Genomic DNA, 26,088 nt, shown 5'->3' with positions numbered 1-26,088 from the left:
GAGCGTACAGAAGGGATACATCCGCGCCGGTTGGACCGTCTCGTATGAACCGAACGAGACGCGAGATACTGGGGCTGGTCGGCGGCCTCGCGGCGACCGTCCTCGGCGGCTGTTTAGCTCCTGAGGCTGGCGGCGACGGCTCGGGCGGAAGCGACGGCGGCACAACGACGCCGACGCACCCGACGCCGCGAAACGGTACTGACCGGGGCACACCGACCGACACCGAGAACGGAACGCCGACCCAGACGCCGAGCGGACTCCCCGCCGGTGTCGAGCGAGTCGATGCGCCGCCGTACGACATCGAGGAGCCCGTGTGCTCAGGAGAGGAGAAAAACGAGGACTACGACCCGCTGTACCTCTGTGCCAACATGCCGGCCGAGCCGTCACTGGCGTTCGACCAACGGCCGGCGCGGGGAACGGTGTTTCGCGACGAGGGGCTGCAGTTCTCACCCGGCGACGACAGCGGCGGAAACGGCAATCAGCTCTACGCGACGCTGCTGACCGGGCCCGGCGATGTCGACCGACTGGAGGACGACGGGGACGAGATTCACGCGTTCGTCTCGGAGACGGACTTCGAGCGCCGGGCCGTCCTCGTCGTCCAGACCGGCTGGGGATCCGGGTCGATACTGCCCCATCTGAAACGTATCGAGACGACTGATACCGGAATCCACGCTTTCGGCTGTTACACCCGGCCCTGCGTCTACACTGCCGACTACACCGCTCGAACGACGGTGGCACGGTTCGACCGCCCGGATGCCCTCGACAGCGGCGTCGTCAGCCTGACCGTCGATCCGTCGACACGGTACAACGTGGCGACGGGCGAGGGCGTGGTGACAATCGATCAGTCAAGCTAACCCCATGTTCTTTGCGACCTGCGGGTGAAGCGACAGCTATGGCAGCCCTCCCGATTCGAACCCTCCACGTCCTCGCCATGGCGGCCCTCGTCGGCGGAACGACCGTGCTCTGGTACAGCTATCGAAATGGCGCTATCGCCACGCTCGCGCCCGCACGACAGTTTGAATGGCTATTTTGGGCCGGGGTCGGCGTGCTCGTGTTCACCGGCATCGGGAACCTTGGCGCGCTCGGGCCGCCGGGTCCCGGAACTGACTGGGGACAAACCCTGCTGGCGAAGCTTGCCGGCGTCGTTGGCCTCATCGGAGGGTCGGTCATCCGCACGCTGCTCCTCGTTCGGGCCAGTGACCGCGAGAACAGGTTCGACAACCTCTCTCCTGCCCTGCGGAGAACACTTTCGCGAGCCTACGGCGCGACGGCAGCTGTCATGCTGGGCATCGTCGTCCTCGCGGAGGTCCTTGCACATGGCTGAGGACCAGTGTGTGCGGGAAAGTATGGCGGAAAGAACGAGTGGAGCCGAGCCAGCGCACGGCGCGGAACGGGCTGACGCGCGACCGGTGTCACTCGTGACCTGGACGCTCGCCACGTTCGACACTGCCCTGTTCGTCCTGCTCGGCGTCCTCGCCGCCCACGCGAGCGGCGGCCTCGCCGACCTGCTCGCCGGGTTGAACACCCTCGTCGGCGTGGCCGTCTTCTGCTACCTCTGGGCGCTGTTCGTTCTGGCGGTCCGATGGATTCACCGCCGGGTGTCGCTTGACTCGGCCGGAGTCAGCACGCTCGCACTCCACGGGACCGCTGCCGGGAGTGTCGCGGGCGTCGCGTTCCTGCTGGGACTGTTCGCGGTGGTGCTCGTCCCGACAATACAGAGCGGTGGGGTCCGCCTCCAAGCGGTGCTGTTGGTCCTGCTCATCGGAGCCGGTGTCGCCGCTGTCGTCGGCAGCGTCGTCGGCCTGCTCGCCAGCGTGCTGGACATCGCAGTCTACGGACTTGCGGGCTACCTGCTCCCTGAAGCCGGGAGCGAGCGGGTCACAGAACCTCGCCGACAGTAACGAAGAACGGGACTGTCTCGCGGCGCTCGTAGGCCTCGTCTTGCATCTGCTCGATCACATCGCGGCCCATTGACCGCCAGCGCTCGCGGAGGGCGTCGTACTCGGCGGGCGTCGCCTCGCCGTTGAGAATCGTCTCGCGGTCGTGGGCCAGCCCGGACCCGGTTGCTTTCCGCTGGGCCGCCTCCATCGCCGCGTCGTCGTAGGGCGGCTCGATGCGCTGCTCCTGGTCGTACTGCGTCGTCGAGACGACGGCCAGCCCCGCGTCGCGGAACACGTCGGCGGCGTCGCCACCGAGGGTCACGTCCGTCCGCACGCCATCGAGGAACAGCCGGCGAGCGCGGCGGGCCAGTACGGGTTCGTCGTCGACGGTCGACTCGACGGTGACGGCGGCGTTGTTCGGCTCGATGGCGGCCACCCGGTCGGTGGCGACGCGGGCGAACTCCCGAACCGCGACTTCGGGCTCGGGAAGGTTGATGAGCAGCGCCTGACACACCACCAGGTCAAAGCTGTCGTCGGTAAAGGGGAGTCGCGTCGCGTCCCCGCAGACGGTCGGGTCGCCAGCGGCGGCCAACAGGTCCGTGTCCGCGTCGAGGCCGACAACCGTTCCGTCGGTCTCCTCGCGGAGGACGCGGGTCAGTTCACCGGTCCCACAGCCCACGTCGAGGACGCGCTCGCACTCGCCCAACTGCAGGTCAGTGAGCGCCGCTCGGGAGTCGGCCCACATCCCCCTGCGGGTGGTTTCGAGGTAGTCGGCGGAGAACCTGCGCACAGTTCCTCAGAGTCGAGTCGTCCCCAAAAGTACCGCGGTCGAAGGGCCCTATTCGCTACGGAGTTCCTTGACGCGCTCGATGTTCCAGGCGAAGCTCCTGCCGTCCTCGGTCGGCGTTTCGAGCACCAGCGGCACGTCGCGGATGGCGTCGTGGTTGACGAACGCGCGCATCCCGTCCTCGCCGATGTGGCCCTCGCCGATATGGGCGTGTTCGTCCTTGTTCGTCCCGCACTCGTGTTTCGAGTCGTTGAGGTGGACGCAGGCCAGGTCATCGAACCCGACGACTTCGTCGAACTCGGCAAGCGTCTCGTCGACGGCCTCGGGCGTTGAGAGGTCGTAGCCCGCGGCGAACATGTGGGCCGTGTCGAGACAGAACTCGATGTCCTGATCGGTTCGTTCCCGGACCGTCGCCAGATGCTCGAACTGGCCGCCGAGCTTCGTCCCGCTCCCGGCGTCAGACTCGACCAGTACGGTAACGCCCTCGGGGATGTCGAGGTCGTCGAGGACACTTGCCGCGTTATCTAGCCCGCCATCGACGCCCGCACCGGTGTGGGCCCCGAGATGGACATTGACGTACTCGATGCCCAGCTTCGCGGCGGCGTCGACCTCCTTCTGCATCGAATCGAGGGACTTCTCGCGGAGGTCGTCTTTGGGCGTACAGAGGTTGACCAGATACGACGAGTGGATGACCCACGGGCCGACGCCGTGGTCAGCTGTGAGGTCGCGGAACTGCTCGGCCTCGTCGTCGTCGATGTTCGGGTCCTGCCAGACCTGCGGCGAGTGCGAGAAGATCTGCCCGCAGTTACCGCTGTACTCGACCTGTTCCTCGACGGCGTTGTAGACGCCGCCGGCGATAGAGGTGTGTGCCCCGACTCGTACCATGCACACCGGTCGGTGATGCCCGACAAAAGAGGTTCCGGAGTCAGACCCACTCACGGGCGGGCGGGATCACGCCGAGACTCGATGCAGTGAGATAGACGCCAAAGCCGATGAAGACGACAGAGACGAGCAGCGAAACCGGTGTCACATCTGCCAGCAGTGTGGACGCGCCGGTGGCAATCAGCACGATTCCGATGCCGACCAGCATGAGCGTCCCGAGCGCGCCGAGCACCGCGTCTTCGGCCGCGACACGAACAATCGCATACAGTTCTTCCTCGGAAAGGGCTGCGGCGCTGCCGTCGGTTGCCGGGGGGTCGGTGGAGGTGTCGGAAGGGCCGTCATCAACGGGGGACGAGACCATGCCATCACTTGACTGGGGTTCAACAAAACAGTGACGTTGGTCTGTTGTCAGAACTGTCCTCTAGTCGTGCTTCCGTAGACCACCATTCGAGGCGTACGGCCCACAGTCAATCGACGACTGTAGCTTATCAAAAGACAACTAAAAAGATAGAGTGGACTTGATGGGCCAGTAATTAACTTATAGCGGAATGGTCTAAATTAGTAATAGCCAAATGTCCGAATCACAGGCCGAAGTAGATGAAACACGCGAGTTCGAGTTCGTCTTGCAGTTCGACGCAGGAGCCGATAGCCTGATGGACGTGTTCCGGCAGTACGAAAGTCTCTCCGTGTGGTCATCGGCCATCTTCGTCGGTGACGACCATATGTGGCGGCTGGACCACGCGAAAGGGACGCCCGAGGCTCTGGATGCGTTCGACGAGGTCTTTCTGGACGAAGACCGCTGTAACGAGTGTTTCGACGTCGTGAACTGTGAGACGACGCGGACGTACCACGTGCTGGACCGCGGGGAGACGTCGCGGACAGTGTACACGTTACGTCGTGAAATCAGCGGCTGTCAGTCGCTACCGAGTTTCCTTCACCGGTACGTCAGTGAAGGGGCCATCTTCGAATCCCGACGAACTGGCGACGAGTACCGCTGGCGCGTCCTCTATCCGGGGTCCAATCCAATCGGCGAGGTGTACGACAAAATCGAATCGAGCCTCCGCGATGGCGTTACACTCTCAGTGACCCACATTACCAGTGCCGGAAACTGGAAGGCGACCGAACGGGTCGCGGCGAACTTCTCGCCCCAGCAGTGGCGGGTGCTGAAGGCCGCCGTGACCCACGGCTACTACGAGCGGCCGCGGGAAGTCTCAGTCAAGGACCTCGCATCGATACTGGACGAACCCCGGTCGACCGTGCAGTATCAGCTCCGGACTGCCGAGGACCGCATCGTCTCGCAGTTTATAGAGGAAACACTCTGAACCCCGATATTTCAGGTTAGTACGCGGCTCGTGACGGCCCGGTACGCCCGTCATCGTAGAACCGTTCCGCCAGCGTCAGGGCGACCGTCGAACCCACTCGTCTGCATCATATTTCTCGTTCGCGTGCTCGCGTGCACGCGAGAGTTCGTCATCTGTCCACGAGCCCTCGGTCGCGCCGACCCACTCGGCCAACGTCGAGCGAAGCGTCTCGACAGCCTCGGCGCGGTCGATATCGGTGTATTCGTCTATCGCCCCGACGCGCCCAGTGAACCGCTCCGAGTCGGGGTCGGCGGTGAAACAGCCGCAATGGCGGTCAGGCCGTAGTGAGACAGACAGGGAGCCGTGCTGGATGACGGCGTCCTTCTGGCGGTACTGCGCGTTCCCGCTGAGTTTGCGACCATCGGGACCGACGATGTCGTGAGCCGGGTGGAGCTGTCGCAGGTAACAGGCCGGCTGGTGGACCGCCGACCGCTCGTCGTCAGCAAACGACGCATCAACACCCATGCGCTCGAACGCGTCCAAGATGGGGCCACAGAACTGCTCGTAGCACGCCATCAGGTCGCCCGGAACAGCCTCGGCCGGTGCGATGATGCCGTAGGAGATGTCCGCCACGCTGTCGTGGTAGATCGCGCCACCCCCGGTGGGCCGTCGCGTTACCCCGATACCTTCGCGTTCACACGCTTCCCAGTCAATCGTGTCGGGGTCCTGTCCGTAGCCCAGCGACAGCGTATCAGGCCAGGTGTACACTCGCACCGTTGCCGGCCCGCCGGCAGCGACGGTTTCGGCAGCGGCCGCTTCCAGCGCCATCGTCATCGGTCCGGGTCGTGTTTCCTCGCCGATGACGCGCCACTCCAAATCGGCCAGTGACATACCCGGGCTTCGTGGCGCGATGCGATATGAATTGTGGGCTAGCATTCGCTGGAATGACCGACGGGGTTGTTTATGCAAAACCACCGAAAGCCTGTTTCTACCCACACAAGCGGCAGACGCAGGTCCTATCCCTGAACGTTCCCGCAGTCGGTACAGGTGAGTTCGAATCGGCCGTCGGCGAGGGCGACGCTCTGGGTCGTCTCTTCGTCACACTCCGAGCAGTGCGCTCTCGATTCTAGCTCGTCCCAGTCGTGAGTCGCGCCGGGCGCGCCGAAGGCCCAGCCGATGACGCGCTCGTCGCCGGCATTGTAGCCCTGCTGGAACTCGCCGGCTTCGAAGCGAATCAGTTCGCCGCCCGAAACGTCGACCTCCTCGCGGTCGAGGCCGACCTCGAAGGTGGTCTGTCCCTGTTCGATGTAGAACACCTCTTCCTGGTCGTGGTGGCGGTGGAGGCTCCCCGAGAAGGAGTCACCGGGTTCGAGTTCGAAGTAGTTCGCCGCGAAATGCTCGGTCCCGAGTTTTCGGGAAACGGGCTTGCGGATGTCGTGTACCTGCATCGGGTTCCGTTCGACCGGTACGTCGTCGATAGTTACTGTGTCCATAGTCAGTGTCGTCCTGAGTTGGGCCATCGCTGGCCCCTGTGGTGTGTTCGCAATCCAGCATTAGGAGGCACTGTTCCGGTGTTTATAGTTTTTCGGGAAGGTACACGGTAGTCAGCCGCTCCGGCGGTTCCCGGACAGAGCGGACTATTCCGCCGACGCGGGCCGCTGTTCGAGTACATCAGCCATCACATGGGCCTCAGCCTTCCGGAGGTGTTCGGCAGCAGTTCCGGGAGCACAGCCCAGTTCGTCGGCGACGTCGTCGACACCGCCCTCGCGGGGGTCGCCGTAGTACCCGCAGTCGACCGCGGCGGCGACAGCTTCGAACTGCCGGTCGGTGAGCGCCGCCCCGGTGTCGAGCCGCCGGCTGTCGTACTCCCCGACCTCCCGTACGTCGACGGAGACACCGTCGGGCACCGTCTCGACTGCCTGCTGGACCGTCCCGCCCGGACCGACCAGCGTGAGCCCGACCGTACCATCGGCGCGGTAGGCCACCGGCGAGACGATGACCAGGCCGGCCCGCGTCAGTGCGTCGACGAGGTCGTGGCCGGTCGCCGACGGCGAATCCTGTACGTAGAGGTAGAACGTCTCGTCGGGACACGTCGAGATGGCGTACTCCCGGACGGTGTCGGCCTGTTCCAGCGCCGCCCGGTAAGGTTCGGGCGGGAAGCCGTCAACGTGGAACAACAGCGTCTGGAGGTCAGTTCCGACCTCGTTCCCCCGGAGGAGATAGCTCGCCTCGTAGCCGTCGTGCTCAACGACGAACTGGTGCATCGGATGGCGGACCTCGGGGGCCATCCACAGCGAGAGCGTGACGTACTTCATACCTGACTGTTCCCAGAGGTATTTAAAATAACCTCGGGCGTGAGGGGACAGGTCGAGGACGGCAGCCGGCGAACGGACGGCCACTGAAATGGCCCAGACAGTCCACCGACCCGACGACGTCCATCCGCTTATCGAGCCAATCGCCGACCACGTCCTCTCTACCGAACGCCACGAGAACGCCCCCGCCGTTGTCATCCGTGCCGACGAGGTACAGTCCGTCCTCTCGACGCTGCGAACCGAAGCCGGGCTGGACCACTGCGCTTGCGTGACTGCCCAGGAGTACGCCGACCGGTTCGAGACGATCTATCATCTGCGGCGCTACGACGACCCGACACAGGAACTCTCGGTCGTCGTCCCAACGCCCAGAGAGTCTCCAACCAGCGAATCCGCCGCGCCCGTGTATCAGACGGCGGCGTGGCACGAGCGGGAGGCCTACGACCTCGTCGGCATCGAGTATGAAGACCACCCCGACCTCCGACGCATTCTCCTGCCCGAGACCTGGCAGGGCCACCCACTGAGCCGGGACTACAATCAGGACCAGCCACAGATCGTCTCTTTCCGCGAGCACGAGCGCCTGCTCGAAGACCGCCGTGAGGGGCCGGAGACGATGCACCTCAACATGGGGCCACACCACCCCTCGACCCACGGCGTCCTCCACCTGAACGCTCAACTCGACGGCGAGCAGGTGGCGGCCGTCGATCCCGACATCGGCTACATCCACCGCTGTGAAGAACAGATGTGTCAGCAGGGTACCTACCGCCACCAGATCATGCCGTATCCGGACCGCTGGGACTGGGGCGGGGCCGGCCTGTTGAACGAGTGGGCCTATGCCCGAGCGGCCGAGGACATCGCCGATATCGAGGTGCCGGCGTACGCCCAGGTCATCAGAACGATGGGCGGCGAACTCTCACGCATCCTCTCGCATATGCTCGCGGTCGCGACTTACGCGCTGGACGTGGTCGGGGAGTTCACCGCCACCTTCCAGTGGGGGGTTCGGGACCGCGAACTCGTCCAGGACATCCTCGAAGACCTGACCGGCCAGCGGCTGATGTTCAACTACCTGCGGCTGGGCGGGGTCGCCTGGGACCTGCCCGAACCTCGTGAGGCGTTCTTCGAGAAGATCCATGCGTTCCTCGACGATCTACCCCACAAGCTCACGGAGTACCACGATATGCTCACCAGCAACGAGATCCTCCAGCTACGGACAGTTGATACGGGCCACCTCTCGGCTGAAACCGCGAAGGCCTACGGCTGTACCGGCCCGGTCGCGCGAGCCTCCGGCGTCGACTACGACCTCCGCCGAGACGACCCGTACGGCTACTACGACGAACTCGACTGGTCGGTCGTCACTGAACAGGGCGGCGATAACTTCTCGCGCCTGCTCGTGCGCCTGCGCGAAGTAGAGGAGTCCGCGAAGATCATCGGCCAGTGCGTCGACCTGCTGGAGGACTGGCCCGCGGACGACCGCGAGATACAGGCGAACGTCCCCCGAACGCTCCGGCCCGACCCTGACACAGAAATCTACCGCGCCGTTGAGGCCGCGAAGGGCGAACTCGGCATCTACATCCGCTCGGACGGGACGGACAAGCCAGCCCGGTTCAAGATCCGCGGCCCCTCCTTCTCACACGTTCAGGCGCTGTCCGAGATGGCTCGCGGTGAATATATCCCCGACCTCGTAGCGACAATCGGCAGTCTGGACACCATCATGGGAGAGGTCGACCGGTAGGTCAGTACCTATCTGAAACGGACATAGCCAGTGAGTTTTGTACGCCGGGCACGTACGTCCGGTGATGACTGAGCAAGCGACATTCGCGGGCGGTTGCTTCTGGTGTACGGAATCGGTGTTCAAGCAGATCGACGGCGTGACCGATGTGGTTTCGGGCTACGCCGGCGGCCACGTTGCCGACCCCAGCTACGAGGCGGTCTGCCGCGGAGAAACGGGCCACGCCGAGTGTATCCAGATTACGTACGACCCGGACCAGGTGAGCTACGAGGACCTCCTCGCGGTCCACTTCACGACGCATACCCCGACGACGAAAGACCGGGAAGGCAACGACGTTGGGACGCAGTACCGCTCGGCCGTGTTCTACCACGACGAGGCCCAGCGCGAAACCGTCGAAGCCCTCATCGAGGAAATAGAGCCGGGCTACGACAGCGACATCGTCACCGAAGTCGAGCCGCTGGAGACGTTCTATCCCGCCGAGGAGTATCATCAAGACTACTTCGAGAAGAACCCGGACCAGAGTTACTGTCAGTTGACCATCCCGCCGAAAATCGAGAAGCTCAAAGAGAAACACGCGGAACTGCTGGCATGAGCTTCGAGTACACGACGGACGTCGAGGTCCGGTACACGGACATCGACACGTACGGCCACGTCAACAACGCGACGTACGCGACCTACTTCGAGGAGGCTCGCATCGACTACCTGCACGACGTGGTCGACTGTGGCGAAGCGCTGCTCTCGGGCAGCGAGTCGGGCACTGGCATGGTCATCGCGAACCTCGAAGTCGATTACATTCAGCCGGTCCAGATCAGTGACTCCGTCGCCGTTGCCGTTCGGGTTCCCCGTCTGGGTGGGAAGAGCTTCCCCTTCGAGTACGAGGTCCGGACCGAGGATGGTGTGGCTGCGACCGGGGAAACGACTGTCGTCACGTACGATCGTGACACGGAATCCTCACGCCCGATTCCCGAAGACTGGCGGGAGGCGATAACGACGTTTGAGGGGCTGTAGCCACAGCCGATAGCGTGACGCCGCCTATTTTGCTCCGCCCACTCTAGAAATCATCGGGCCGACCGGTGGTTTTATTTTTTATCGAGATGTTGTACTGAAAACATATGGAATACAGTACCGACCTCGGACGGCGCGCCCTCTTTGCCCTCGCGGGCGTAGCACTCCTCCTCGTGGTCGGGCTCGTCCTGTCCCAGTTCCTTCCGACGCTCGTGTTTACCGTCTTTCTGTACTACGCCAGCCGACCGATTTATCGACGGCTCGGGCGGCTCCCGCTACCCGAATCGTTCCTGAATCGGGCCGTCCCCTACCAGAAGCAGGTCCATGCGGCGGCCACGATTTTCTTCTTCCTGTTGCCGTTCGTGCTTCTAGTCGGCTACACGATCGTCCTCATTGTCCCCGAGTTACAGTCGTTCTTCGGCGAGGGTGGCTTGGGCGCGGTGTACCTCTCACAGTTTCAGGAGCTTCAAGGTGGCTCGCTGCCGGGGCCACTCGCCGACCTCGGCTTCTCAGAGGTGCTGGCGATGGGGCCGAATGAGGTGGTCAGCCTGTTGCAAAACGCGACAGTCCAGTCATGGCTGGGACGAGTCTCCGATACGCTCATCGGCTCCGTGAGCATGCTTACGTCGCTACTGCTGCGCGTGTTCATCATGTTTGCCGGAACGTACTACCTGCTTACCGACGGACCACGGCTTGTCGGCTGGTTCCTCGACACCTTTGACGGGTCGGGTGTCCTTCGCAAGTACACGGCGGCGGTTGACGAGGAACTGTCCTCGATTCTCTTCGGGAACATCCTGAACGCACTGGTGACGGACGTTATCGGGATTTTCGTGTTCTCGCTGTACAATCTGGTCGCTCCCGGATCAGTACAGGTTCCGTTTGCACCGCTCGTCGGCGCACTCACTGGCATCGGTAGCCTCATTCCCGTGGTTGGGATGAAAATCGTCTATCTGCCCGTCGCTGCGCTGCTTGCGGTCTCCGCAGTCATCATGGGACAGACGGCGGCCCTAGCCTGGGTTGTCCTCTTCCTCGTGGTCACGCTGGTTGTCGTCGATACCATCCCGGATTTCCTGATTCGCCCGTACGTCAGCGGCGATCTGACCCACGTCGGCCTGCTGATGTTCGCATACATCCTCGGCCCTATTGCGTTTGGCTTCTACGGCATCTTCCTGGGTCCGATCCTGCTGGTCCTTGCGGCTCAGTTCTTCCGGATTATCGTCCCCTACATCATTACGGGCTCAGTCGAAACGACGCAAACATCACTCTCCGACTACGACTCCACGGAGTCGTAACTGGCTACCCGTTCCCGAGTCGGGCTCTGGCGGTCCCGAAGTCGAGGCAGCGACTGTCTACCGACGAGTCGACTCGGTCAAGCCACCGCAACTCCATCACCGAGAGCCGATAGTGACACGTCGACGGCTCGATCTGTTGCCAGTAGATGTACCGGACGTCGGGTACTGGTTCGGCCTCGTCATAGGCCGCTGGGAGATCGTGGGTTTCGAGGTCCGACATCGGCACCGGTCCCGGCGTCTCAACGGGTGTGAAAACAACACCGACGCTCCCGAGGAAGGCGACGTTCACGATGAGAACCAGCGAAAGGATGACGCCGAGATACTGCGCCTGTTGTCGGTCGCGAAGCACCGTCGCGATCATGCCGATACCGATTGCGACGAACGCGAGCCCCGGAATGAGGTCAGTGTAGCCGCCAGTTTCGAAATCGACGAACAGTATCAGAAACGCGAACCACGCTGCGCCGACCGGAATCCACCAGTCGGTGCGCCCGACAACGCCGTCACGCTCGGTGAAACAGCATCGAGCGGTGTGAGCGAGGCCGAGCCCTCCGAGCAAGACGAACGGTGACGCCCATTTGAAGTGGACGACACCGGCGACGAACCGAGCGAGCAACGACGCGTGTTCCTCCGTCTGTAACGGTACGAAGAGAACCTGAACGACCATCTCCGAGGCTGAATGCCAGAGGAGAAACACCGGCATCAACATAACGACGGTAAACCCGAGGCCGCCGGCGACAACACGCTCAAGCGCCCGCGTGTCGCGCTGTTGAATCGCTAACCCGACCACAATCAGTGGGAAGATGACCCCAGCCTGCCAGTATCCCACGCTGGCTGCCGCAGCCACACCGCTCAGTGCCGGGTAGCCACGCGTGTACAGATATATCGCCAGTAACCCACAGAGAACGAGGAGATATTTCGCTTTGAACCCATACGCCGGACGGACGGCAAACCCCGGTAACAGAAACATCGAGAGGCCAGCCAGCGGCGCAACGAGATCATCGCCGGTGACATCGTAGACGAGTATCACAACGAGTCCGACGATCGCACACAGTGCACCACTCATCAGCACCACGCTGAGAAGATGGAGGCGATACATATCACCACCGGATAGCAATGCCAGTATCCCGGTCGTCTCGTAGGACAGCGGCAACTTCGGTTCCCAGGCGTCGACGTACAGCCGACCGCCGCGTGTCAGATACCAGCCGAGATGCTCGAAGATCCCGGCGTCGGGTGCCATGGGTGGTCGAGGGGTACTGAGTGTGATTGTCAGGAAAAAATACAGCTGTGTGCCGACGGCGAACAACACTGGAAACGCGAGTCGTCTATCGTGGGGATGGAGGGTAAGCGAGCGAAGCAGATCTCTGAGTTGGTCTTTATTTCGTCTGCTCACACGGTTTGTTCGTGTTCAGGTGGCCAAAAGTATAGACTAATTTAGAACATATGCAGTAGCTGAAGACAGCCGTTGTTCGCATTACATATACAGCTACCGAGGTTAGGATTGTATTTGCAGACTGATGTGTAACTCGCGATCCTTTTCAGATACAGTTCAGATAAAGGGGACTGCAACCGTTCGGAGCCCCCATTCTCGAGTACTCAGTCGTAGCTTGAGCTACAGAAACGGTAGTACAGCAGTGATAGGCGACCGATAATACTATTCTGTGAACATGTACTCATGTGGGTTAAAGTATTCCCTACTCGGCAGGATATTGTCTCAGACACTGTTGCGGTCGCGAACCACGTCCGTGTCGGAGTGGTTAGATACCTAACACTGGAGCTGGTATATCTGCACGAGAGAGTCCGCGCCCTCTTACGAGCGCGCTGTGTTTGAATCTACTCGGTTCAGGGCGGCCGTACAAGACTATACTGGACACCCCACAGAACAGCCCCGCTCGCCCGGTACTGATCTGCACATCGACAGTCCGATTGCAAACCGAACAGCGATGAAGCTGAGATGAGATTTCGTATAGCGATCACTAATTTATTAATGCCATTTACCGAACGCGTCGGCCTTTTACCAGTTGGCCCAGTAGAGAACCCTAATGGTCCAGAACGTGGCTTCAGTGATGGCGGAGCTGGAACCCGAGGACTTCCATCTGCTTTCCGGCGTCGAACAGGGGATGCGGTTCTCGGAGTACGTCGCCTGCGAGAAGTTGACCGAGTTCTCCCGGCTGACGACGGAAGATGTTGACTATCGGCTCGACCGATGTGCGGACCGGGGACTGGTCGAACGCAAGACCATCCAGTACGAGGGTTTCAAACTCACTTTCGAGGGGTACGATACGCTTGCGCTACATACCTTTGCCGAGCGCGACACTATCGAAGGAGTCGGGTCGCCGCTGGGTGTAGGCAAGGAAAGCGACGTGTACGAGGCCCAGTCGTACAAACCGGTAGCACTCAAATACCACCGCGAAGGGTACACCAATTTCCGCGAAGTGATGAAAGAACGGGAGTACACCGCCGACCGCGACCACGTCTCCTGGCTCTACACCGCCCGGAAGGCCGCCGAGCGGGAGTACGATGCTCTTGAAACGCTGTATCCGGACGTGTCGGTCCCACAGCCAATCGACACGAACCGCCATGCGATTGTCATGGAGAAGATAGACGGCGTCGAGCTCTCCCGAACGAAACTCGAACCGGAACAGGTACTGCCGATTCTGGATCTCGTACTCGAAGAGATGCAGACGGCCTACCGTGAGGGGTACGTCCACGCGGACATGAGCGAGTACAACGTCTTCGTCACGAACGAGGGCGTCGTCGTCTTCGACTGGCCCCAGGCCGTCCCGACCGACCACGAAAACGCCCGAGAGCTGCTAACTCGCGATGTCGAGAACATCGTGAGTTACTTCGAGCGAAAATACCCACAGGAAATCAGCGACGTAGACAGAGATGCAGTCGCCGAACGGCTGGCGACCGACGCGTTCGATTCTATTACCGAGTTTACCGAATAGCGACGTTTTAGCCGCTACTCACCTTCTGTTGGCTGTTCACGGACGAGTCGGAGCTTGGCCGATTGCGAATCTGATAAATCATATGATGCGATATCAAATCGCCAAAACAGACTGAACGGGCCGATTCGGGACAGCAGTGACGGAAGGGTGTGTTCCCGGTAGTGAGGCGAGTACCACGCGACGGACTCACTTCGCCGGACAGCGGATTCGGCCATCCCGTGTACCGACTTCGCAGATTGGATTAGGCAGTCCTAAAAACCGCAGACGTTTTATATTATTAGGGCGGCCTAAAACATATGGCAGGCGACGGTACTGCGTGCGGGGCACAAGCGGGGGAGACCCACGGAGGAATCGATGGCGAGCGGTTTCGTATCGTCAAGGACTACAGACACCATCACGTGGTGTCGGCGTGCACTGCGGGCCATATCCCGAGGTCCCAACGGCGATCAGTTGCTCGACCGCCCGTGCTCTGCCGACACTATCGGGGGGCGTCTGCCTGATGAGTGGCGACAGCGATAGCGGGATATCGGAGATAGATAAACGCCCGCAACGGTCGCGCACTCGACTGTTGGCTGGGGCCTACGCGGTGATCTTCAGGACCGGTCAGCGGTCGACAGGAGAGTCGACGGCCGGTACGCCCGCAGCAAGCGGCGGGGACGGGACGGATTCGGCGGAGCGATGACCACGGCACCGGAGTATCTGCTGGCAATCTACATCGCACAGCACCGGGACGACCCGCCAGTCGCGCCGGGAGAGTTAGGGGAGATGCTCGACCGGTCTCCAGCAGCGGTGACGGAGATGTGTCAGCGACTCGCCGAAGACGATCTCGTCTCCTACGAGCCCTACGAGGGGGTGACGCTGACCGAATCGGGACGCGAGGAAGCCACAGAGTTACACGAGACGTACGTGACCGTTTCGTGGTTCTTCCGGGGGGTGCTAGATCTCGACGACCACGAGACGGAAGCGATGGAACTGGCCGGTCTGGTCAGTCCGATGATCGCCGAGCGACTGGCGGCTACGCTCCCCTGTGATGCTGGAGCGGCGGGACCAGAGGAGGCAACCGGTTCAGGTTCGAGCCCCGCCGATGAGGACGCCGTCTGAACGGACTGCCTCCCCTGTTTTAGGTGGTGCGAAAAAGTAACAGAATGCGTATGGTAAAAATATGTATTCCCAAGATATGGACTTTTAGCCGCCGAAAAACAGTATTTTGGGCCCCCCAAAATGGTAGTATTTATGATATGATGGTGTGTGGGTAGAGCTGTCATGAGCGCAGAAGGACTCGAACGACAGGCGCGCAACTACTTGAGCAACAACGTCTCACAGATCCAGCAACACGGCGGCAACTTCGAGGGCCGCAGTATCGACGAGAGCGAAGGCACGGCCACCGTCGCCATCGACGGTGCGTGTTCGGGGTGTGGCATCGCTCCGATGACGATGAAGGCAATCGAGCAGCGACTCCCCGAAAGTGTCGACGGGATCGAAGCCGTCGAAGTTGTCCGATCCGGCGGGTCGCGCGCCGCTCGTATCCAGATCGTCACTGCCGGCATTTGTCCCGATACTGACCGCGACGCAGTTTATTCACACCGGACAGCGTTCGTCGTCGAGGGGAAATCGATGGACCGGCCGGGCTGCCGCCAGTGTGTGGACGGAGCCACGTAGCTCTCTGATAGGATTCCAGGGCGAGAATTAGACCGGCAGTGTACTCTCGGGGACGGTGCCATCGTCGGACCAGCTGCGTGCGTCGTAGTATTCGTCGAGCGCTGCCTCGAACGATGGGAGTTCGTATGGGAGCGCGTCGTCTGCCCGGTCGAAGCCGCGCTGGTTGTTGAAGTGGCGTTCGAGCGTCACAGTGCGAGCGCCAACGGCCAGCAGGTCCTCGAAGTCGGCATCGAAGAGCTGTTCGTAGCGCTCGGGCGTCATGAAGTCCCGGGAGAACTTGCAGACGACGCCGCTGTCGTTCAGCGCCATCAGGTTCTCCCGCTCGACCAGCACGTCGGCTTTTCCGAGCGTTCCCTCCGGAGCAACCGCCTGATCGTCGGGGACGAGCGGGTACTCGACAGAGTAGAACGTCGCGTACATGTGGTCCGCGCCGCGGTTGGCGACAGCGTAGGAGAGCCCTTGGCCGTGGAGGACCCGGCCCTCGTGGGCGGCGAAATCCATCCCCTTGACCGTCCAGTTCTCGACGCCGAGGTCGTCGTGACAGCGGTCGATACCTTCCGCCAGCGTGTCGCCGACACCTTCGCGGTGGGCGATCTGCTCGACAGTCTCGTGAATCAACTCGGTATCGCCAAAAGCGCCCTCGCTGTCGAGGTAGGCCGCGACCGTATTGCCGGCGGAGATGGCATCCATCCCGAGGCGGTCACAGAGTTCGTTGGACTGCATCACGTCCACGATGTCGTCGACGCCAGAATTCGAGCCGAACGCCATCGCCACCTCGAACTCGGGGCCTTCGGTTTCGACACCGCGCTCCTCGTCCCGCGTCGGGAGTTTGCAGGCGAAGGCACACGCCGAGCAGGTCCCCTTCTTGTACTTCTTCGATTCGACGGCGTCGCCGTTGATACCTTCCACGCCCGCGAAGGACTGCTCGGAGAAGTAGTATGACGGGAGCCCGTTGACCTCGTTCGCCAAGTCCATCACCGAGACGGTTCCCTGCCGTTTCATGATGTGGTCCGCCGTCGCGGCCTCGCGGTGGATATCCATCTGCATGGCCGGGATATCGATGTCCGGCGGGGAATCGCCCGCAAACGTGATTCCCTTGACGTTTTTCGCGCCCATGACCGCACCGAGGCCCCCGCGGCCGAAGGCCCGCTCCGCGCTCGTCATGATGGACGCGAACCGGACCGCGTTCTCGCCGGCCGGGCCGATGACCGCCGTCTGGTCCGACTCGATACCGTGTTCGGCCTCCAAGTAGTCCAGTGTCTCGGGGACAGTCGCACCAGTGAGATCGGGTACAGCCTCGAATTCGACACTGTCGTCCCGTACATGGACGATAACGAGTTCGTCGCTCTCGCCGACGAGCTCGACGGCGCTGTACCCGGTATCAGCGAAGTTCCGGGACATGAACCCGCCAGCGTTCGAGGAGAGCAGCCCGTCAGTCAGCGGCGAGACGCCGGTGCAGTTCATCCGGCCGGTGAAGCTCGTCTGTGCGGCCTGCATCGGCCCGGTGGAGAACACCAGTCGGTTCTCCGCTCCGAGCGGGTCCACGTCGAACGGAATCCGCTCGTGGGCTAGCCGTGTCCCGACGCCGCGGCCACCGAGATACTGTTCGAGGATGCCGTCAATTTCCTCGGTGTGGGTTTCACCGGCCGTCAGGTCAACCGTCAGAAGCGGCCCCGCTGACTGTATCATGATTATTCCTCAACGATGTATGCTCTTATCGATTGTGACATGGGCGACTGTGTGGCTGAGTTTGATTGTAATTCCTGCAATCAGGATTCAGTATAAGCATGTCGAACAGTAACACGGACATTACCCCTCTATGGCTGTGCTCAGGTCTCAAGATGTAGATATCAGCGGAACGCCGATAGTGTCGCGCCGATGGTTGCTTCAGGCGACGGGTACGGCTACACTGACCGTACTTACCGGGTGTAACACCGACGGAGACGGTAACAGTGGCGACGGTGGAGGTTCCGATCCAGTCCGTGAACGCGTCGAAGTCGATATCAACGAGATACAGGAGGGTGGCCCCTCCGGTTCGGCCTCGGTGCCGGCATCGATTCCTTTGACCCGGCTTACAGCACTAATTCGCCGTCCGGGAAGGTCAATGGACTCGTGTATGAAAGCAGTATCACACAGGACGCGGCGGGGACTGTCTATCCCTGGCTCGCAAAGTCGTGGAAACGGGTCGATGTACAGGAAGTGGAAGACGGTGCCTACGAACCAGACATGGTGTCGTCGGGCACAGACGACGATGGAACTCTCGTCGCCGACGCTGCCGAACGTGGCCTGTACAGCGAGACGGCGGTCAGCATAGCAATCAGTGAAGACGCGACCAATAGCGGTCCGAGCAGTCCGGCTCAGGACCCGCTCGGGGGAGTGGGTGTCGGAGTCGGGTCGGGGGTCGGTTCCGGTGGTGTTTCGGTCGGAGTTGAAGTATCACCGCCAGTCCTGAATCCGGGATCTGGGGTCGCACCACCGCCCGGATCGGGTGCCTCGCCGTCGAGCAGGAACGAAAGCAGGTTCCCGATGAACACCTCGTTGTCGGCGTCGTATATCTCGGAGCTGCGTATGAACGTCGAGTCAGTGACGAACACCATGTTGTCGTTGCGAACGACTGTCGCGTACGTGCCGGTGCGGCGCGTCTCCAGCGTCCGGGTGCCCTCGGCGGCGGTGAACTTCGTCTCGGCGTCGCCGTTCACCACCGCGTAGCCGGCGGTGTCGAACGTAATCGTCTCGATACCGTCGGTCAGTTCCCCGTCGTCGCTCGGGGATGCGTAGATGGCTTTGAAGTTGTTGTCGTTGGCCGTGTCATCGACGTTGTACAACTGTTCGGCACCCATCCGGACGCCGTAGCGCTCGGTGGCGTTGTTGGCCCCGAACGACACTGTCGTCGTCGACTGGGTGAAGCCGGTCGAAAGTCGGGTCTGTGTCGGTTCGGCGAGGATGACGACACGCCCGCCGTCGTCCGTGTACTCTTGGAGCGCGTCGCGTTCCTCCTGTGAATAGCTGCCGAGCGGCTGGACGATGAGTACACCGTCGTACTGGCCGAGCGAATCGGCGAACGAGGCGGTGCCGGACGTGCCGTACTCGACGGTGTGGCCCGCCTCGAACACCGCCTCGGTGATCGGTTCGAGTTCGGATTCAGACACCTGATTGCCGTGGCTCGTGTCGACGAGTATTCGCTTGTCGCTCGTGTCGGTGTCGACCGAAATCTCCCCCTCTTCTGGGTCGATAGGCGCATTGACAGCGTCTGGCTGGTACTGTGACGGCGATTGACCGTCGATAGACTGGCCGTCCGGCGGCCCCGACGACCCCGGACTGGCGACTGCGAGAAGGAACGTGCCGCCCAGTATCATCACGAGAACGACGATAAACACGGCCAGCGGCTTGACGATACGGCCCTCAGTCATTGCGGATCACCGTTGCATTGTTGTCCTCAGCGGGGATTCCCCAGACGGCGTAGTACCTCACCGGTTCCCGGAACGTCGTCTCGCTGTCGTCGGGGTGGACGAGGTACGTCACGTTGTTCGCACCCTGGACGGTCTCAGCGCCGGCAGGAACGATGATGACGTTGAAATTGGCACCGCCACTGCCCTGGTAGGTCACGTCGTACTGGTCACCCTCGATGTCGTCTGAGAGCGCGGCGGCCCGTTCGATGGCCAGTTCGGTGTCGCCGATCCGGTCGGCGAAACCGTTCTGGGTCGCCTGTGCGCCGAGGTACGTGCCGCCGTTGGCGACTTCCTCGCGAGAGACGGTCAGTTGCTCGCCCCGGTGACGCATGACCGTCCCGACGAAAGACCGCTGGAGCACTTCGATGTCCTCGCGGAGACTGTCTTTGCTTATCTGGGCCTTGTCCGGCCCCGAGCGGACGAACGTCTCGCCTTGTTGTTCGACCTGCTCGATGAGGCTCAACGGGGCCTGAACGATGACGCCGATACTGCCGACGGTCGAACTCGGCTTGACCACGATCTCGTCGGCCGGCGTAATGCCGTAGTACCCGCCCGAGGCGGCCGTGCCTTCAACGTAGGCGACGACGGGCATCTCACTGGCGGTCCGGTTTACCGCGAGGTAGAACTCCTCGCTTGAGTCGACCGGCCCGCCGGGGCTGTCGACCCGGAGGACGACTGCCTCGATTGATTCGTTGGTTCGTGCTTCGCGGAGGTCCTGTTTGACCGCGTTGACGTTAGCGTCGGTTGTACCGCCGCGAAGGGTGATGACGGCGACGCTCGGATCGTCGTCGCCGCCGCTTGGCACGCCGTTCCAGATGACCGGCGCGAATATCGCGGCGATGACGAGGGCGAGCGTGACCGCGATCACGTACGACGCCGTCATCGCCGAGAACAGTTGTTCTCTCCCAAACATCTATACAGCCCGTTCGGACTGAGAGAGTAATAAACCCCGGCCGGCGAATTCCCTCGCGGTCCGGCATCCAGGCCGATTGAAACGGCAGCGACCAACGGTTATTGGTCTCCGGGACGTGGAGTCGGTATGGAGACCCGAGCGCTGGGCGACACTGGACAGGAGAGCACGGTGCTGACGTTCGGTTCGATCGCACTCAACTGGCTCGAACAGGAGGGGGCGAACCAGCTGGTCGAACTCGTGTTGGACCACGGCGTCAACCACTTCGACGTGGCACCGACGTACGGCGACGCGGAGCTGAAACTGGGGCCGAAACTCCGGCAGTACCGCGACGACATCTTCCTGAGCTGTAAGACCCAGAAACGCGAGTACGAGGGCGCGGCGCGGAAAATCGACCGGTCGCTTGACCGCCTCGGCATCGACACCATCGACCTCTACCAGATCCACGGCCTGGAGTACGAGGACGAACTGGACACCATCACCGCCGACGGCGGCGCGCTGGACGCGATACACGAGGCGAAGGCGGCGGGGAAAATCGACCACATCGGGCTGACGAGCCACGGCAACCCCGAACTCATTCTGGACGCCATCGACCGCATCGACGACCTGGAGACGGTGATGTTCCCGCTCAACCCCGTCGTCGCCGGCAAGAACGACGGCGAGTACGACTACGAGGCCGTGCTGGAACGCTGTGAGTCGGAGGGCATCGGTACGCTGGGCATCAAGGCGTTCGCGAAGGGCTCGTGGCCGCCGACCGACGAACTGGCCGAGGCCGACCGGCCGTACGCGAACTGGTACGAACCGGTCGACACGCCGGAAACCGTCCGCGAGCGGTTCGACTTCGCCGCCGCCCAGGGGCTCGACACAGTCGTCAGCCCCGGCGACCCGAAGCTCGTGGCGATGGTACTCGACGCCGCTAGCCGCTCGGAGGGGATGGACGAGGCCCGGCAGCGCGCGGTCATCGAGGAAGCGCGACACGATGACAGCCCGGTGCCCGAGCAACTGCACCACTGATACTGTCGGCTGTAAGCCATTGGAAAATTTCACCACCATAGGGTGGTGAATATCTTCACAAAGCTACAGCCAACAGTATGAGCGTGGACGACGTTCCGGAGACGGTGACGGCCGCCCTCGCCGACCAGCAGGTCGAGGGGCGGGTCTGTCTCGAAGCCGGGGCCGGTGTCGGGAACACGACGGCTGGACTGCTGGCCGCGGGCGCAGAGCGGGTGTACGCGGTGACGAACGACGCCGACCACGCCGTGACGGTCCGGGAGCGCGTCGGCGACGGGAACGCCGACCGGCTGGTCGTCATCGAGGCTGACCTCCGAGCGACGCCGCTTGCGACCGACGGCGTCGACCTCGTCACCGCCCACGGGCTGTGTAACGTCCTGCCACCGGTTGAACTGGACCCTATCGCGGCCGAGCTAACGCGGGTCGCAAAGCCCGACAGCCGCCTCGTCGTCGACGACTACGGGGTGCCGCCGTCCGGTGCGGCCGTTAACCGGCTGTTCACGCTGGAGAACGCCGCCGCGCGGGTGGTCGACGGTCGGCCGGCGCTGACCTTCTACCCGCCCGCTGTGCTGGCCGCGGTGTTCGCCGAGCACGGCTGGACTGTCGAGCGAAAGAAGACCTTGCTTGACCCTGTGCCCTGGACCGGGGCACACCTGGACGCCCACGCGGAGGTGGTGCGTGGGTACGCTGACCGGCTTCCCGACGTAGTGGGTGAGCCACTGACTGCGATGGCTGAAGATTTGGTCGCGGCTATCGGCTCCGAGCGAACCGGGACGATGTACAATCTCGCGTTCCGGCTAGCGGATTGATGAGATAGTCGGTACTCACTCGAAGGAGCGAGTGGACAAACAATCAGAAAGCCTCGTAGCTGTTTGGCCAGCCGACATGGATGGGACTGAAAGGGGCCGACAGCGTGGCGGCGGAGCCGCCACGTTATGTGGTGGTCGGCAGAGCCGACCACCCACGCTCCGGGAACCCCGGCGATGTAAGCACCGCAGGGAGTGCAATGACCGAGGAGCGTAGCGAGCCACGGAACTGGAGCGTATCGGGGGCTTTCTGGCTGTTAGACAATACACGCCTTCAAGAACCACAAACAGGGACCGATTTTCTTAGCAACCGAACGGCTAAGGAAGCGCCGGCCCACGTGCCGGTATGACACTCGACCGATTATCCGAGTTCGACGCCGAACCGGAAGCAGGCGAAGTTATCGACGGTGAACTGGCAGTGACCGACGACGTGCTGGTGAAAGCGTTCGCGCTGGGGCCGGACGCGACTATCGACCCGCACGAACACGACGGGGCAACGAACGTGTTCCACGTCGTCCGTGGTGAGGTGACGGTCCAGCAGGACGACACTGAGGAAGTCATCACTGCGCCGGGCGTCGTCCTGAACGAGCGCGGGCAGGCCCACGGCGCGCACAATCACACCGACGGAGTCGCCGTCCTGACCGCGAGCCTCTGCCCGCTGCCGGGACAGTAAGGAAGCCGGGCAGTAACGACGGCCAACTACTTCCGCACTACGTTTATTGGTATCGCACAGCACTGGCCTGATATGGCCGAACCACTGCCAACGAACGGACTCCGCAAGACAGTCGACGGCGGCGGCGTCGCGCTGGGCGTCCTCGACAACACCTACAGCCCGACGCTGGTCGAGTTCTACGGGGACCTCGGCGTCGACTTCATCTGGCTCGATTTCGAACACGGCGGACCGGACCCGTGGGACGCGGCGACCGTCGAGAACCTCCTGCGGGCCGCCGACGGGACCGGAACGGAGCTCCTGGTTCGGTTGCCGGACACGTCGCCGACGCTAGTTCGGAAGGCCCTGGACCTGGGGATGAAGAACGTTTTCCTCCCGCGGGTCGAGAACGCCGAGGAGGTCCGCGAAGCGGTCAGGTCCGGTCGGTTCCGGTACGACGGCGAGCCCGGCGACCGGGGGCTGGCCGCGCCCCGGGCCCGCCGCTGGGGGCTCGGTGAGAACTACATCGAGGCCGCGGATGATGAGACACTGATCGGGACGACAATCGAAACGAAGGAGGCGGTCGAGAACATCGACGCGATTCTGGACGTGCCCGAACTGGGCTTCGTGTTCATCGGCCCGTTCGACCTCTCGGTGTCGCTCGGCCATCCGGGCGAGATCGACCATCCGGAAGTACAGGACGCGGTGGAGACGGTCCGCTCGGCGGCGGTGGAAGCGGACGTCACCGTCGGCGGCCTCGGTTTCGGGATGGACGACGTGAACGAGAAGGCCGAGTCGGGGTACCAGATACTGCACGTCGGAAGTACGACCGGCGCGATACAGAGCGCCGTGCGTGGGTGGCTGGAGGGGTTCGAAGGACAGCGGAGCTAAGAAGAAAAACAGCGCGCCGTAGTTAGGCGCTTGCACCGGATTCGGGACCACTCGCCGCGTCGACGGCGCTGTCGTCGAGTTCCGCTTCGGCTTCCAGCAGTTCGCGGTAGCGCTCACGGATGGTGACGGTGCTGATGTCGGTGGCCTCGCTGACGGTCTCCTGTGTCATCTCCTCGCCGAGCAGCAGGCCGGCGGCGTAGATGGCCGCGGCGGCGAGGCCGACGGGGCTCTTGCCGCTGTGGACGTTCGCTTCTTTCCCCGCTTCGATGAGCGCGCGGGCCTGGCGTTCGAGGGCGTCGTCGGCGTCGAGTTCGGAGACGAACTTGCTGAGATAGGTTGCGGGGTCCGGCGGGCCGACCTGCAGCGAGAGTTCGCGGTTGAGATAGCGGTACGCGCGGGTGAACTCCATCTCGTCGACACGGCTGACGACGGCCATGTCGTCGAGGGTCTGGGGAAGGTTCGCCTGCCTGACGGCGGCGTACAGCGCGGCGGTCGCCATCCCTTCGATGGAGCGGCCGGGTAGCATCCCCTCGTCGAGCGCGCGGCGGTAGATGACGCTGGCCGTCTCGCGGGCGCTCTCGGGGACGCCGAGGGCGCTGCCCATCCGGTCGATTTCGCCAAGGGCCTGCTTGAGGTTGCGCTCGGCGTGGTCGCGGGTACGGAACCGCTCGTCCCAGGTGCGCAGGCGCTGCATCTTCTCGCGCTGGCGCGTCGACAGGGAGTTGCCGTAGGCGTCCTTGTTCTGCCAGCCGATGTTGGTCGAGAGGCCCTTGTCGTGTTTCATCTCGGTCGTCGGCGCGCCGACGCGGCGCTTGTTGTCCCGTTCCTGGCTGTCGAAGGCCCGCCACTCCGGGCCGTGGTCGATCTCGTCCTCGTCGACGACGAGACCACACGACTCGCAGACGGTCTCGCCGCGACTGTCGTCGGTGACGAGGCTCCCGCCACAGTCCGGGCAGGCGTGGCCGGTGCTCGCCTCGGACTCGGCCTGTTCGTCCACACTGTCACCGCGTTCGTCGGGGGAGTAGATGCTGCGTGTCGTCATAGTGTGCCTCTGCGAGCGCGTGGGGACGCCCGCGTTCGTACCCAATTGTAGGGGTGCATCCCCCATGACGACTCGTTTGGCATATGCCGAACTTCGGAAAATCGGTAGCTGTGTGTCACGTTCAGCGTCCCACAGCGCACGACTCACCTCCCGCTATTCCCTCGTTCTGAGCCGCTACGCGCCAGTGTGCGGATAGCGCAGTTCGGCTCGGTTCTGGTGACAGAATGCGATGCCAGCGACTACACGCCCGAGCGACCGATACGGAGGCGGCCGCCCTCGGCGACGTCTTCGTCGGCCTGGACAGGCCCCATCGACCGCGTGACGAACGACCGGACGATCCACGCTTCGGCCCGCTGGAGGCGGTACTGGAGCGTCGACCGCGACACGTCGAGGGTCTCTGCGAGTTCGGTGAGCGAGGTGTCTCGCGGCGTCCGATAGTAGCCGTGTTCGACGGCGGCCTCGACGGCGGCCTGTTGCTCGGGCGGGAGCTCCGCCAGCGTCACGGCCTCGTCGACCCAGTACGACGGCGAGCTGAGCTGCCGGAACTCGACGGTGAGCCCCTCGCGGAGCTCGGATTCCATCTCCTCGAACAGCCCGTCGACGCCGGCGTCGCTACAGAGGAGCAACCGCCACTCACACCGGCTCCCGCGGCGCTCGGTCTCGACGAGGACGCCGCGGCCAACGTGGTCGATGGCCAGCCGCGGAATCGAGTGGCAGTCGCCGGCTTCCGACCGATAGCTGTACACTGTCCGAACTCCGGGGTCCGAGCCGATGACCTCGTAAGTCCAGTCAGTCTTGCAGTTACGGGTCCCGATACACTCGGTACACTGGACCGGGTCGTCGTACACGTCGTCCAGTTGTTCGAGGGCGGTCTCCGGACCGGCGACGCGTTCGAGCCGCCACATCCCGTCCCGTGTGACGTTGCACGCGATAGTCCGGGAATGGGTTTCCGGATAGTCGATGAACACGTCCATGACGGGGTCGACGTTCCGTTCGTAGTCGATAGTGAAAATGAACTCTCGCATGTACACCCCATTGCGTGTCGAGTGGCTTATACGCACTGTCTCGTTCGGCGTATGCCAAACAAGCCGTCATTATCGAAGCACGCTTTCGAAGGAGTATGTCGTGTCCTGTCTCTCCATCTACTGGCGACTCGTCCGGCAGAGCGGTCACTGGCGACACCCCGGACGACTCGCCGTCACGTATTCGCGGATATGAACTACCGACACACAACTGGCGACACACCGTCGTCTACGGAGTGGTGTTCTGGGCGGTCGTGGCCGCCGCGTGGCTTGCCGTCCCGGCTGGTCACCCGTTCCAGTTGGGCGTCACGCTGTCTGGACTGTTCGCAGCTCCGCTGTTGCCGGTCGCGCTCTGGTGTGATTACCGCCAGGCCAGAGGATTCGGGACCTGTGACCCTGGTCTACAAGCATATCTCTCGAACCTCGCTCGTGACATCAAGACGGCAGGGACCGGCCAGAGCGCGCTCGGCGACCAGCGTCGGGAATTCCTCAGATGCTGAGTTGAGGTAGCGCCAC

General features: G+C 62.8%; 28 protein-coding genes and 1 pseudogene. 17 read left to right on the top strand and 12 right to left on the bottom strand.

The window, feature by feature from the left end; genetic code table 11:
- The first annotated feature begins 44 nt into the window (after positions 1-44).
- From C444_RS04075 to C444_RS04065, 3 genes are read left to right on the top strand one after another with little or no spacing between them, the layout of a single operon-like run.
- On the top strand, positions 45-854 hold the full coding sequence (locus C444_RS04075) for a hypothetical protein (protein ID WP_004591110.1): 810 nt from the start codon (positions 45-47) through the stop codon (positions 852-854).
- Between the two features lie 38 nt (positions 855-892).
- Positions 893-1,324, top strand: a complete 432-nt coding sequence (locus C444_RS04070; RefSeq protein WP_004591109.1) for a CopD family protein — start codon at positions 893-895, stop codon at positions 1,322-1,324.
- On the top strand, positions 1,317-1,901 hold the full coding sequence (locus C444_RS04065; protein WP_004591108.1) for a hypothetical protein: 585 nt from the start codon (positions 1,317-1,319) through the stop codon (positions 1,899-1,901). The genes C444_RS04070 and C444_RS04065 overlap by 8 nt, the downstream gene beginning before the upstream one ends.
- Here the strand turns inward: C444_RS04065 and C444_RS04060 are convergent.
- The 3 genes from C444_RS04060 to C444_RS04050 all read right to left on the bottom strand — a co-directional run bounded on the left by C444_RS04060 (position 1,879) and on the right by C444_RS04050 (position 3,910).
- Positions 1,879-2,625 (bottom strand): class I SAM-dependent methyltransferase, encoded by a 747-nt coding sequence (locus C444_RS04060; protein ID WP_004591107.1) that lies wholly within the window; start codon positions 2,623-2,625, stop codon positions 1,879-1,881. The genes C444_RS04065 and C444_RS04060 overlap by 23 nt on opposite strands.
- A gap of 93 nt (positions 2,626-2,718) precedes the next feature.
- Positions 2,719-3,552 carry a deoxyribonuclease IV gene (locus C444_RS04055; RefSeq protein WP_004591106.1) on the bottom strand — a complete coding sequence of 278 codons (834 nt, stop codon included), beginning with the start codon at positions 3,550-3,552 and terminating at the stop codon, positions 2,719-2,721.
- Between the two features lie 40 nt (positions 3,553-3,592).
- Positions 3,593-3,910 (bottom strand): hypothetical protein, encoded by a 318-nt coding sequence (locus C444_RS04050; RefSeq protein WP_004591105.1) that lies wholly within the window; start codon positions 3,908-3,910, stop codon positions 3,593-3,595.
- Positions 3,911-4,121: 211 nt separating this feature from the next.
- Here C444_RS04050 and C444_RS04045 point away from each other — a divergent pair, with 211 nt between their 5' ends.
- Positions 4,122-4,871 carry a helix-turn-helix domain-containing protein gene (locus tag C444_RS04045; RefSeq protein ID WP_004591104.1) on the top strand — a complete coding sequence of 250 codons (750 nt, stop codon included), beginning with the start codon at positions 4,122-4,124 and terminating at the stop codon, positions 4,869-4,871.
- A gap of 75 nt (positions 4,872-4,946) precedes the next feature.
- Here C444_RS04045 and C444_RS04040 read toward each other — a convergent pair whose 3' ends face one another.
- The 3 genes from C444_RS04040 to C444_RS04030 all read right to left on the bottom strand — a co-directional run bounded on the left by C444_RS04040 (position 4,947) and on the right by C444_RS04030 (position 7,165).
- Positions 4,947-5,741, bottom strand: coding sequence for a lipoate--protein ligase family protein (locus C444_RS04040; protein ID WP_004591103.1), 795 nt, complete (start codon positions 5,739-5,741; stop codon positions 4,947-4,949).
- Between the two features lie 125 nt (positions 5,742-5,866).
- Entirely contained in the window at positions 5,867-6,343 is a 477-nt protein-coding gene (locus C444_RS04035) for a cupin domain-containing protein (RefSeq protein WP_049909087.1), read from the bottom strand.
- Between the two features lie 144 nt (positions 6,344-6,487).
- Complete coding sequence (locus C444_RS04030) at positions 6,488-7,165, bottom strand: helix-turn-helix domain-containing protein (protein WP_004591101.1); 678 nt, start codon at positions 7,163-7,165, stop codon at positions 6,488-6,490.
- A gap of 88 nt (positions 7,166-7,253) precedes the next feature.
- Here C444_RS04030 and C444_RS04025 point away from each other — a divergent pair, with 88 nt between their 5' ends.
- The 4 genes from C444_RS04025 (at position 7,254) to C444_RS04010 (ending at position 11,185) form a co-directional block, all read left to right on the top strand.
- On the top strand, positions 7,254-8,891 hold the full coding sequence (locus C444_RS04025; protein ID WP_004591100.1) for an NADH-quinone oxidoreductase subunit D: 1,638 nt from the start codon (positions 7,254-7,256) through the stop codon (positions 8,889-8,891).
- Positions 8,892-8,955: 64 nt separating this feature from the next.
- Positions 8,956-9,480, top strand: coding sequence for a peptide-methionine (S)-S-oxide reductase MsrA (gene msrA / locus C444_RS04020; protein WP_004591099.1), 525 nt, complete (start codon positions 8,956-8,958; stop codon positions 9,478-9,480).
- The gene (locus C444_RS04015) at positions 9,477-9,896 is read left to right on the top strand and encodes an acyl-CoA thioesterase (protein WP_004591098.1); all 420 of its coding nucleotides are present in this window, start codon (positions 9,477-9,479) and stop codon (positions 9,894-9,896) included. Before msrA ends, C444_RS04015 begins: the two co-directional genes overlap by 4 nt.
- Positions 9,897-10,000: 104 nt before the next feature.
- Complete coding sequence (locus C444_RS04010; protein WP_004591097.1) at positions 10,001-11,185, top strand: AI-2E family transporter; 1,185 nt, start codon at positions 10,001-10,003, stop codon at positions 11,183-11,185.
- 4 nt (positions 11,186-11,189) lie between these two features.
- Here C444_RS04010 and C444_RS04005 read toward each other — a convergent pair whose 3' ends face one another.
- Positions 11,190-12,422, bottom strand: a complete 1,233-nt coding sequence (locus C444_RS04005) for a DolP-mannose mannosyltransferase (protein WP_004591096.1) — start codon at positions 12,420-12,422, stop codon at positions 11,190-11,192.
- Between the two features lie 802 nt (positions 12,423-13,224).
- Here C444_RS04005 and C444_RS04000 point away from each other — a divergent pair.
- From C444_RS04000 to C444_RS03990, 4 genes and pseudogenes are all read left to right on the top strand, one after another.
- Positions 13,225-14,133 (top strand): serine/threonine-protein kinase RIO2, encoded by a 909-nt coding sequence (locus C444_RS04000; protein ID WP_004591095.1) that lies wholly within the window; start codon positions 13,225-13,227, stop codon positions 14,131-14,133.
- A 499-nt stretch (positions 14,134-14,632) separates the two neighbouring features.
- The gene (locus tag C444_RS21670; protein ID WP_152420764.1) at positions 14,633-14,815 is read left to right on the top strand and encodes a hypothetical protein; all 183 of its coding nucleotides are present in this window, start codon (positions 14,633-14,635) and stop codon (positions 14,813-14,815) included.
- Entirely contained in the window at positions 14,812-15,234 is a 423-nt protein-coding gene (locus tag C444_RS03995; RefSeq protein ID WP_004591094.1) for a metal-dependent transcriptional regulator, read from the top strand. Before C444_RS21670 ends, C444_RS03995 begins: the two co-directional genes overlap by 4 nt.
- A gap of 162 nt (positions 15,235-15,396) precedes the next feature.
- A pseudogene (locus tag C444_RS03990) lies at positions 15,397-15,654 on the top strand (NifU family protein); the annotation flags it as partial.
- Between the two features lie 165 nt (positions 15,655-15,819).
- Here the strand turns inward: C444_RS03990 and C444_RS03985 are convergent.
- From C444_RS03985 to C444_RS03975, 3 genes are all read right to left on the bottom strand, one after another.
- A complete protein-coding gene (locus C444_RS03985; protein WP_004591092.1) occupies positions 15,820-17,481 on the bottom strand; it encodes an aldehyde ferredoxin oxidoreductase family protein in 1,662 nt (553 codons plus the stop codon).
- Positions 17,482-18,149: 668 nt separating this feature from the next.
- On the bottom strand, positions 18,150-19,202 hold the full coding sequence (locus C444_RS03980; protein WP_004591091.1) for a DUF4350 domain-containing protein: 1,053 nt from the start codon (positions 19,200-19,202) through the stop codon (positions 18,150-18,152).
- Positions 19,195-20,154 (bottom strand): S49 family peptidase, encoded by a 960-nt coding sequence (locus C444_RS03975; RefSeq protein ID WP_004591090.1) that lies wholly within the window; start codon positions 20,152-20,154, stop codon positions 19,195-19,197. The genes C444_RS03980 and C444_RS03975 overlap by 8 nt, the downstream gene beginning before the upstream one ends.
- 126 nt (positions 20,155-20,280) lie before the next feature.
- Between C444_RS03975 and C444_RS03970 the strand changes: the two genes are divergently transcribed.
- From C444_RS03970 to C444_RS03955, 4 genes are all read left to right on the top strand, one after another.
- Positions 20,281-21,165 (top strand): aldo/keto reductase, encoded by an 885-nt coding sequence (locus C444_RS03970; RefSeq protein ID WP_004591089.1) that lies wholly within the window; start codon positions 20,281-20,283, stop codon positions 21,163-21,165.
- A 77-nt stretch (positions 21,166-21,242) separates the two neighbouring features.
- Positions 21,243-21,971 carry a class I SAM-dependent methyltransferase gene (locus C444_RS03965; RefSeq protein WP_004591088.1) on the top strand — a complete coding sequence of 243 codons (729 nt, stop codon included), beginning with the start codon at positions 21,243-21,245 and terminating at the stop codon, positions 21,969-21,971.
- 343 nt (positions 21,972-22,314) lie between these two features.
- Positions 22,315-22,641 (top strand): cupin domain-containing protein, encoded by a 327-nt coding sequence (locus C444_RS03960; RefSeq protein ID WP_004591087.1) that lies wholly within the window; start codon positions 22,315-22,317, stop codon positions 22,639-22,641.
- Positions 22,642-22,713: 72 nt separating this feature from the next.
- Positions 22,714-23,508: an HpcH/HpaI aldolase family protein gene (locus C444_RS03955; protein WP_004591086.1), complete on the top strand. Its 795-nt coding sequence runs from the start codon at positions 22,714-22,716 to the stop codon at positions 23,506-23,508.
- Between the two features lie 22 nt (positions 23,509-23,530).
- Here C444_RS03955 and C444_RS03950 read toward each other — a convergent pair whose 3' ends face one another.
- Positions 23,531-24,550 (bottom strand): transcription initiation factor IIB, encoded by a 1,020-nt coding sequence (locus C444_RS03950; protein WP_004591085.1) that lies wholly within the window; start codon positions 24,548-24,550, stop codon positions 23,531-23,533.
- A gap of 239 nt (positions 24,551-24,789) precedes the next feature.
- Positions 24,790-25,575: a helix-turn-helix domain-containing protein gene (locus tag C444_RS03945; protein ID WP_004591084.1), complete on the bottom strand. Its 786-nt coding sequence runs from the start codon at positions 25,573-25,575 to the stop codon at positions 24,790-24,792.
- A 95-nt stretch (positions 25,576-25,670) separates the two neighbouring features.
- On the opposite strand from C444_RS03945, the gene C444_RS03940 reads away from it, so the two are divergent.
- Positions 25,671-26,072: a hypothetical protein gene (locus C444_RS03940; protein WP_004591083.1), complete on the top strand. Its 402-nt coding sequence runs from the start codon at positions 25,671-25,673 to the stop codon at positions 26,070-26,072.
- Positions 26,073-26,088: the final 16 nt, after the last annotated feature.

The organism is Haloarcula japonica DSM 6131 (assembly GCF_000336635.1).
Lineage (GTDB): Archaea > Halobacteriota > Halobacteria > Halobacteriales > Haloarculaceae > Haloarcula > Haloarcula japonica.
The sequence above is the reverse complement of the archived record's forward strand: the minus strand, read 5'-3'. Positions and strand labels throughout refer to the sequence as shown.

Excerpts from the sequence above, each read along its gene's own strand:
- C444_RS04075 (WP_004591110.1), top strand. The coding sequence starts at position 45 with ATGAACCGAACGAGACGCGAGATACTGGGGCTGGTCGGCGGCCTCGCG.
- C444_RS04070 (WP_004591109.1), top strand. The coding sequence starts at position 893 with ATGGCAGCCCTCCCGATTCGAACCCTCCACGTCCTCGCCATGGCGGCC.
- C444_RS04065 (WP_004591108.1), top strand. The coding sequence starts at position 1,317 with ATGGCTGAGGACCAGTGTGTGCGGGAAAGTATGGCGGAAAGAACGAGT.
- C444_RS04060 (WP_004591107.1), bottom strand. The coding sequence starts at position 2,625 with ATGTGGGCCGACTCCCGAGCGGCGCTCACTGACCTGCAGTTGGGCGAG.
- C444_RS04055 (WP_004591106.1), bottom strand. The coding sequence starts at position 3,552 with ATGGTACGAGTCGGGGCACACACCTCTATCGCCGGCGGCGTCTACAAC.
- C444_RS04050 (WP_004591105.1), bottom strand. The coding sequence starts at position 3,910 with ATGGTCTCGTCCCCCGTTGATGACGGCCCTTCCGACACCTCCACCGAC.
- C444_RS04045 (WP_004591104.1), top strand. The coding sequence starts at position 4,122 with ATGTCCGAATCACAGGCCGAAGTAGATGAAACACGCGAGTTCGAGTTC.
- C444_RS04040 (WP_004591103.1), bottom strand. The coding sequence starts at position 5,741 with ATGTCACTGGCCGATTTGGAGTGGCGCGTCATCGGCGAGGAAACACGA.
- C444_RS04035 (WP_049909087.1), bottom strand. The coding sequence starts at position 6,343 with ATGGACACAGTAACTATCGACGACGTACCGGTCGAACGGAACCCGATG.
- C444_RS04030 (WP_004591101.1), bottom strand. The coding sequence starts at position 7,165 with ATGAAGTACGTCACGCTCTCGCTGTGGATGGCCCCCGAGGTCCGCCAT.
- C444_RS04025 (WP_004591100.1), top strand. The coding sequence starts at position 7,254 with ATGGCCCAGACAGTCCACCGACCCGACGACGTCCATCCGCTTATCGAG.
- msrA (WP_004591099.1), top strand. The coding sequence starts at position 8,956 with ATGACTGAGCAAGCGACATTCGCGGGCGGTTGCTTCTGGTGTACGGAA.
- C444_RS04015 (WP_004591098.1), top strand. The coding sequence starts at position 9,477 with ATGAGCTTCGAGTACACGACGGACGTCGAGGTCCGGTACACGGACATC.
- C444_RS04010 (WP_004591097.1), top strand. The coding sequence starts at position 10,001 with ATGGAATACAGTACCGACCTCGGACGGCGCGCCCTCTTTGCCCTCGCG.
- C444_RS04005 (WP_004591096.1), bottom strand. The coding sequence starts at position 12,422 with ATGGCACCCGACGCCGGGATCTTCGAGCATCTCGGCTGGTATCTGACA.
- C444_RS04000 (WP_004591095.1), top strand. The coding sequence starts at position 13,225 with ATGGTCCAGAACGTGGCTTCAGTGATGGCGGAGCTGGAACCCGAGGAC.
- C444_RS21670 (WP_152420764.1), top strand. The coding sequence starts at position 14,633 with ATGAGTGGCGACAGCGATAGCGGGATATCGGAGATAGATAAACGCCCG.
- C444_RS03995 (WP_004591094.1), top strand. The coding sequence starts at position 14,812 with ATGACCACGGCACCGGAGTATCTGCTGGCAATCTACATCGCACAGCAC.
- C444_RS03985 (WP_004591092.1), bottom strand. The coding sequence starts at position 17,481 with ATGATACAGTCAGCGGGGCCGCTTCTGACGGTTGACCTGACGGCCGGT.
- C444_RS03980 (WP_004591091.1), bottom strand. The coding sequence starts at position 19,202 with ATGACTGAGGGCCGTATCGTCAAGCCGCTGGCCGTGTTTATCGTCGTT.
- C444_RS03975 (WP_004591090.1), bottom strand. The coding sequence starts at position 20,154 with ATGTTTGGGAGAGAACAACTGTTCTCGGCGATGACGGCGTCGTACGTG.
- C444_RS03970 (WP_004591089.1), top strand. The coding sequence starts at position 20,281 with ATGGAGACCCGAGCGCTGGGCGACACTGGACAGGAGAGCACGGTGCTG.
- C444_RS03965 (WP_004591088.1), top strand. The coding sequence starts at position 21,243 with ATGAGCGTGGACGACGTTCCGGAGACGGTGACGGCCGCCCTCGCCGAC.
- C444_RS03960 (WP_004591087.1), top strand. The coding sequence starts at position 22,315 with ATGACACTCGACCGATTATCCGAGTTCGACGCCGAACCGGAAGCAGGC.
- C444_RS03955 (WP_004591086.1), top strand. The coding sequence starts at position 22,714 with ATGGCCGAACCACTGCCAACGAACGGACTCCGCAAGACAGTCGACGGC.
- C444_RS03950 (WP_004591085.1), bottom strand. The coding sequence starts at position 24,550 with ATGACGACACGCAGCATCTACTCCCCCGACGAACGCGGTGACAGTGTG.
- C444_RS03945 (WP_004591084.1), bottom strand. The coding sequence starts at position 25,575 with ATGCGAGAGTTCATTTTCACTATCGACTACGAACGGAACGTCGACCCC.
- C444_RS03940 (WP_004591083.1), top strand. The coding sequence starts at position 25,671 with ATGTCGTGTCCTGTCTCTCCATCTACTGGCGACTCGTCCGGCAGAGCG.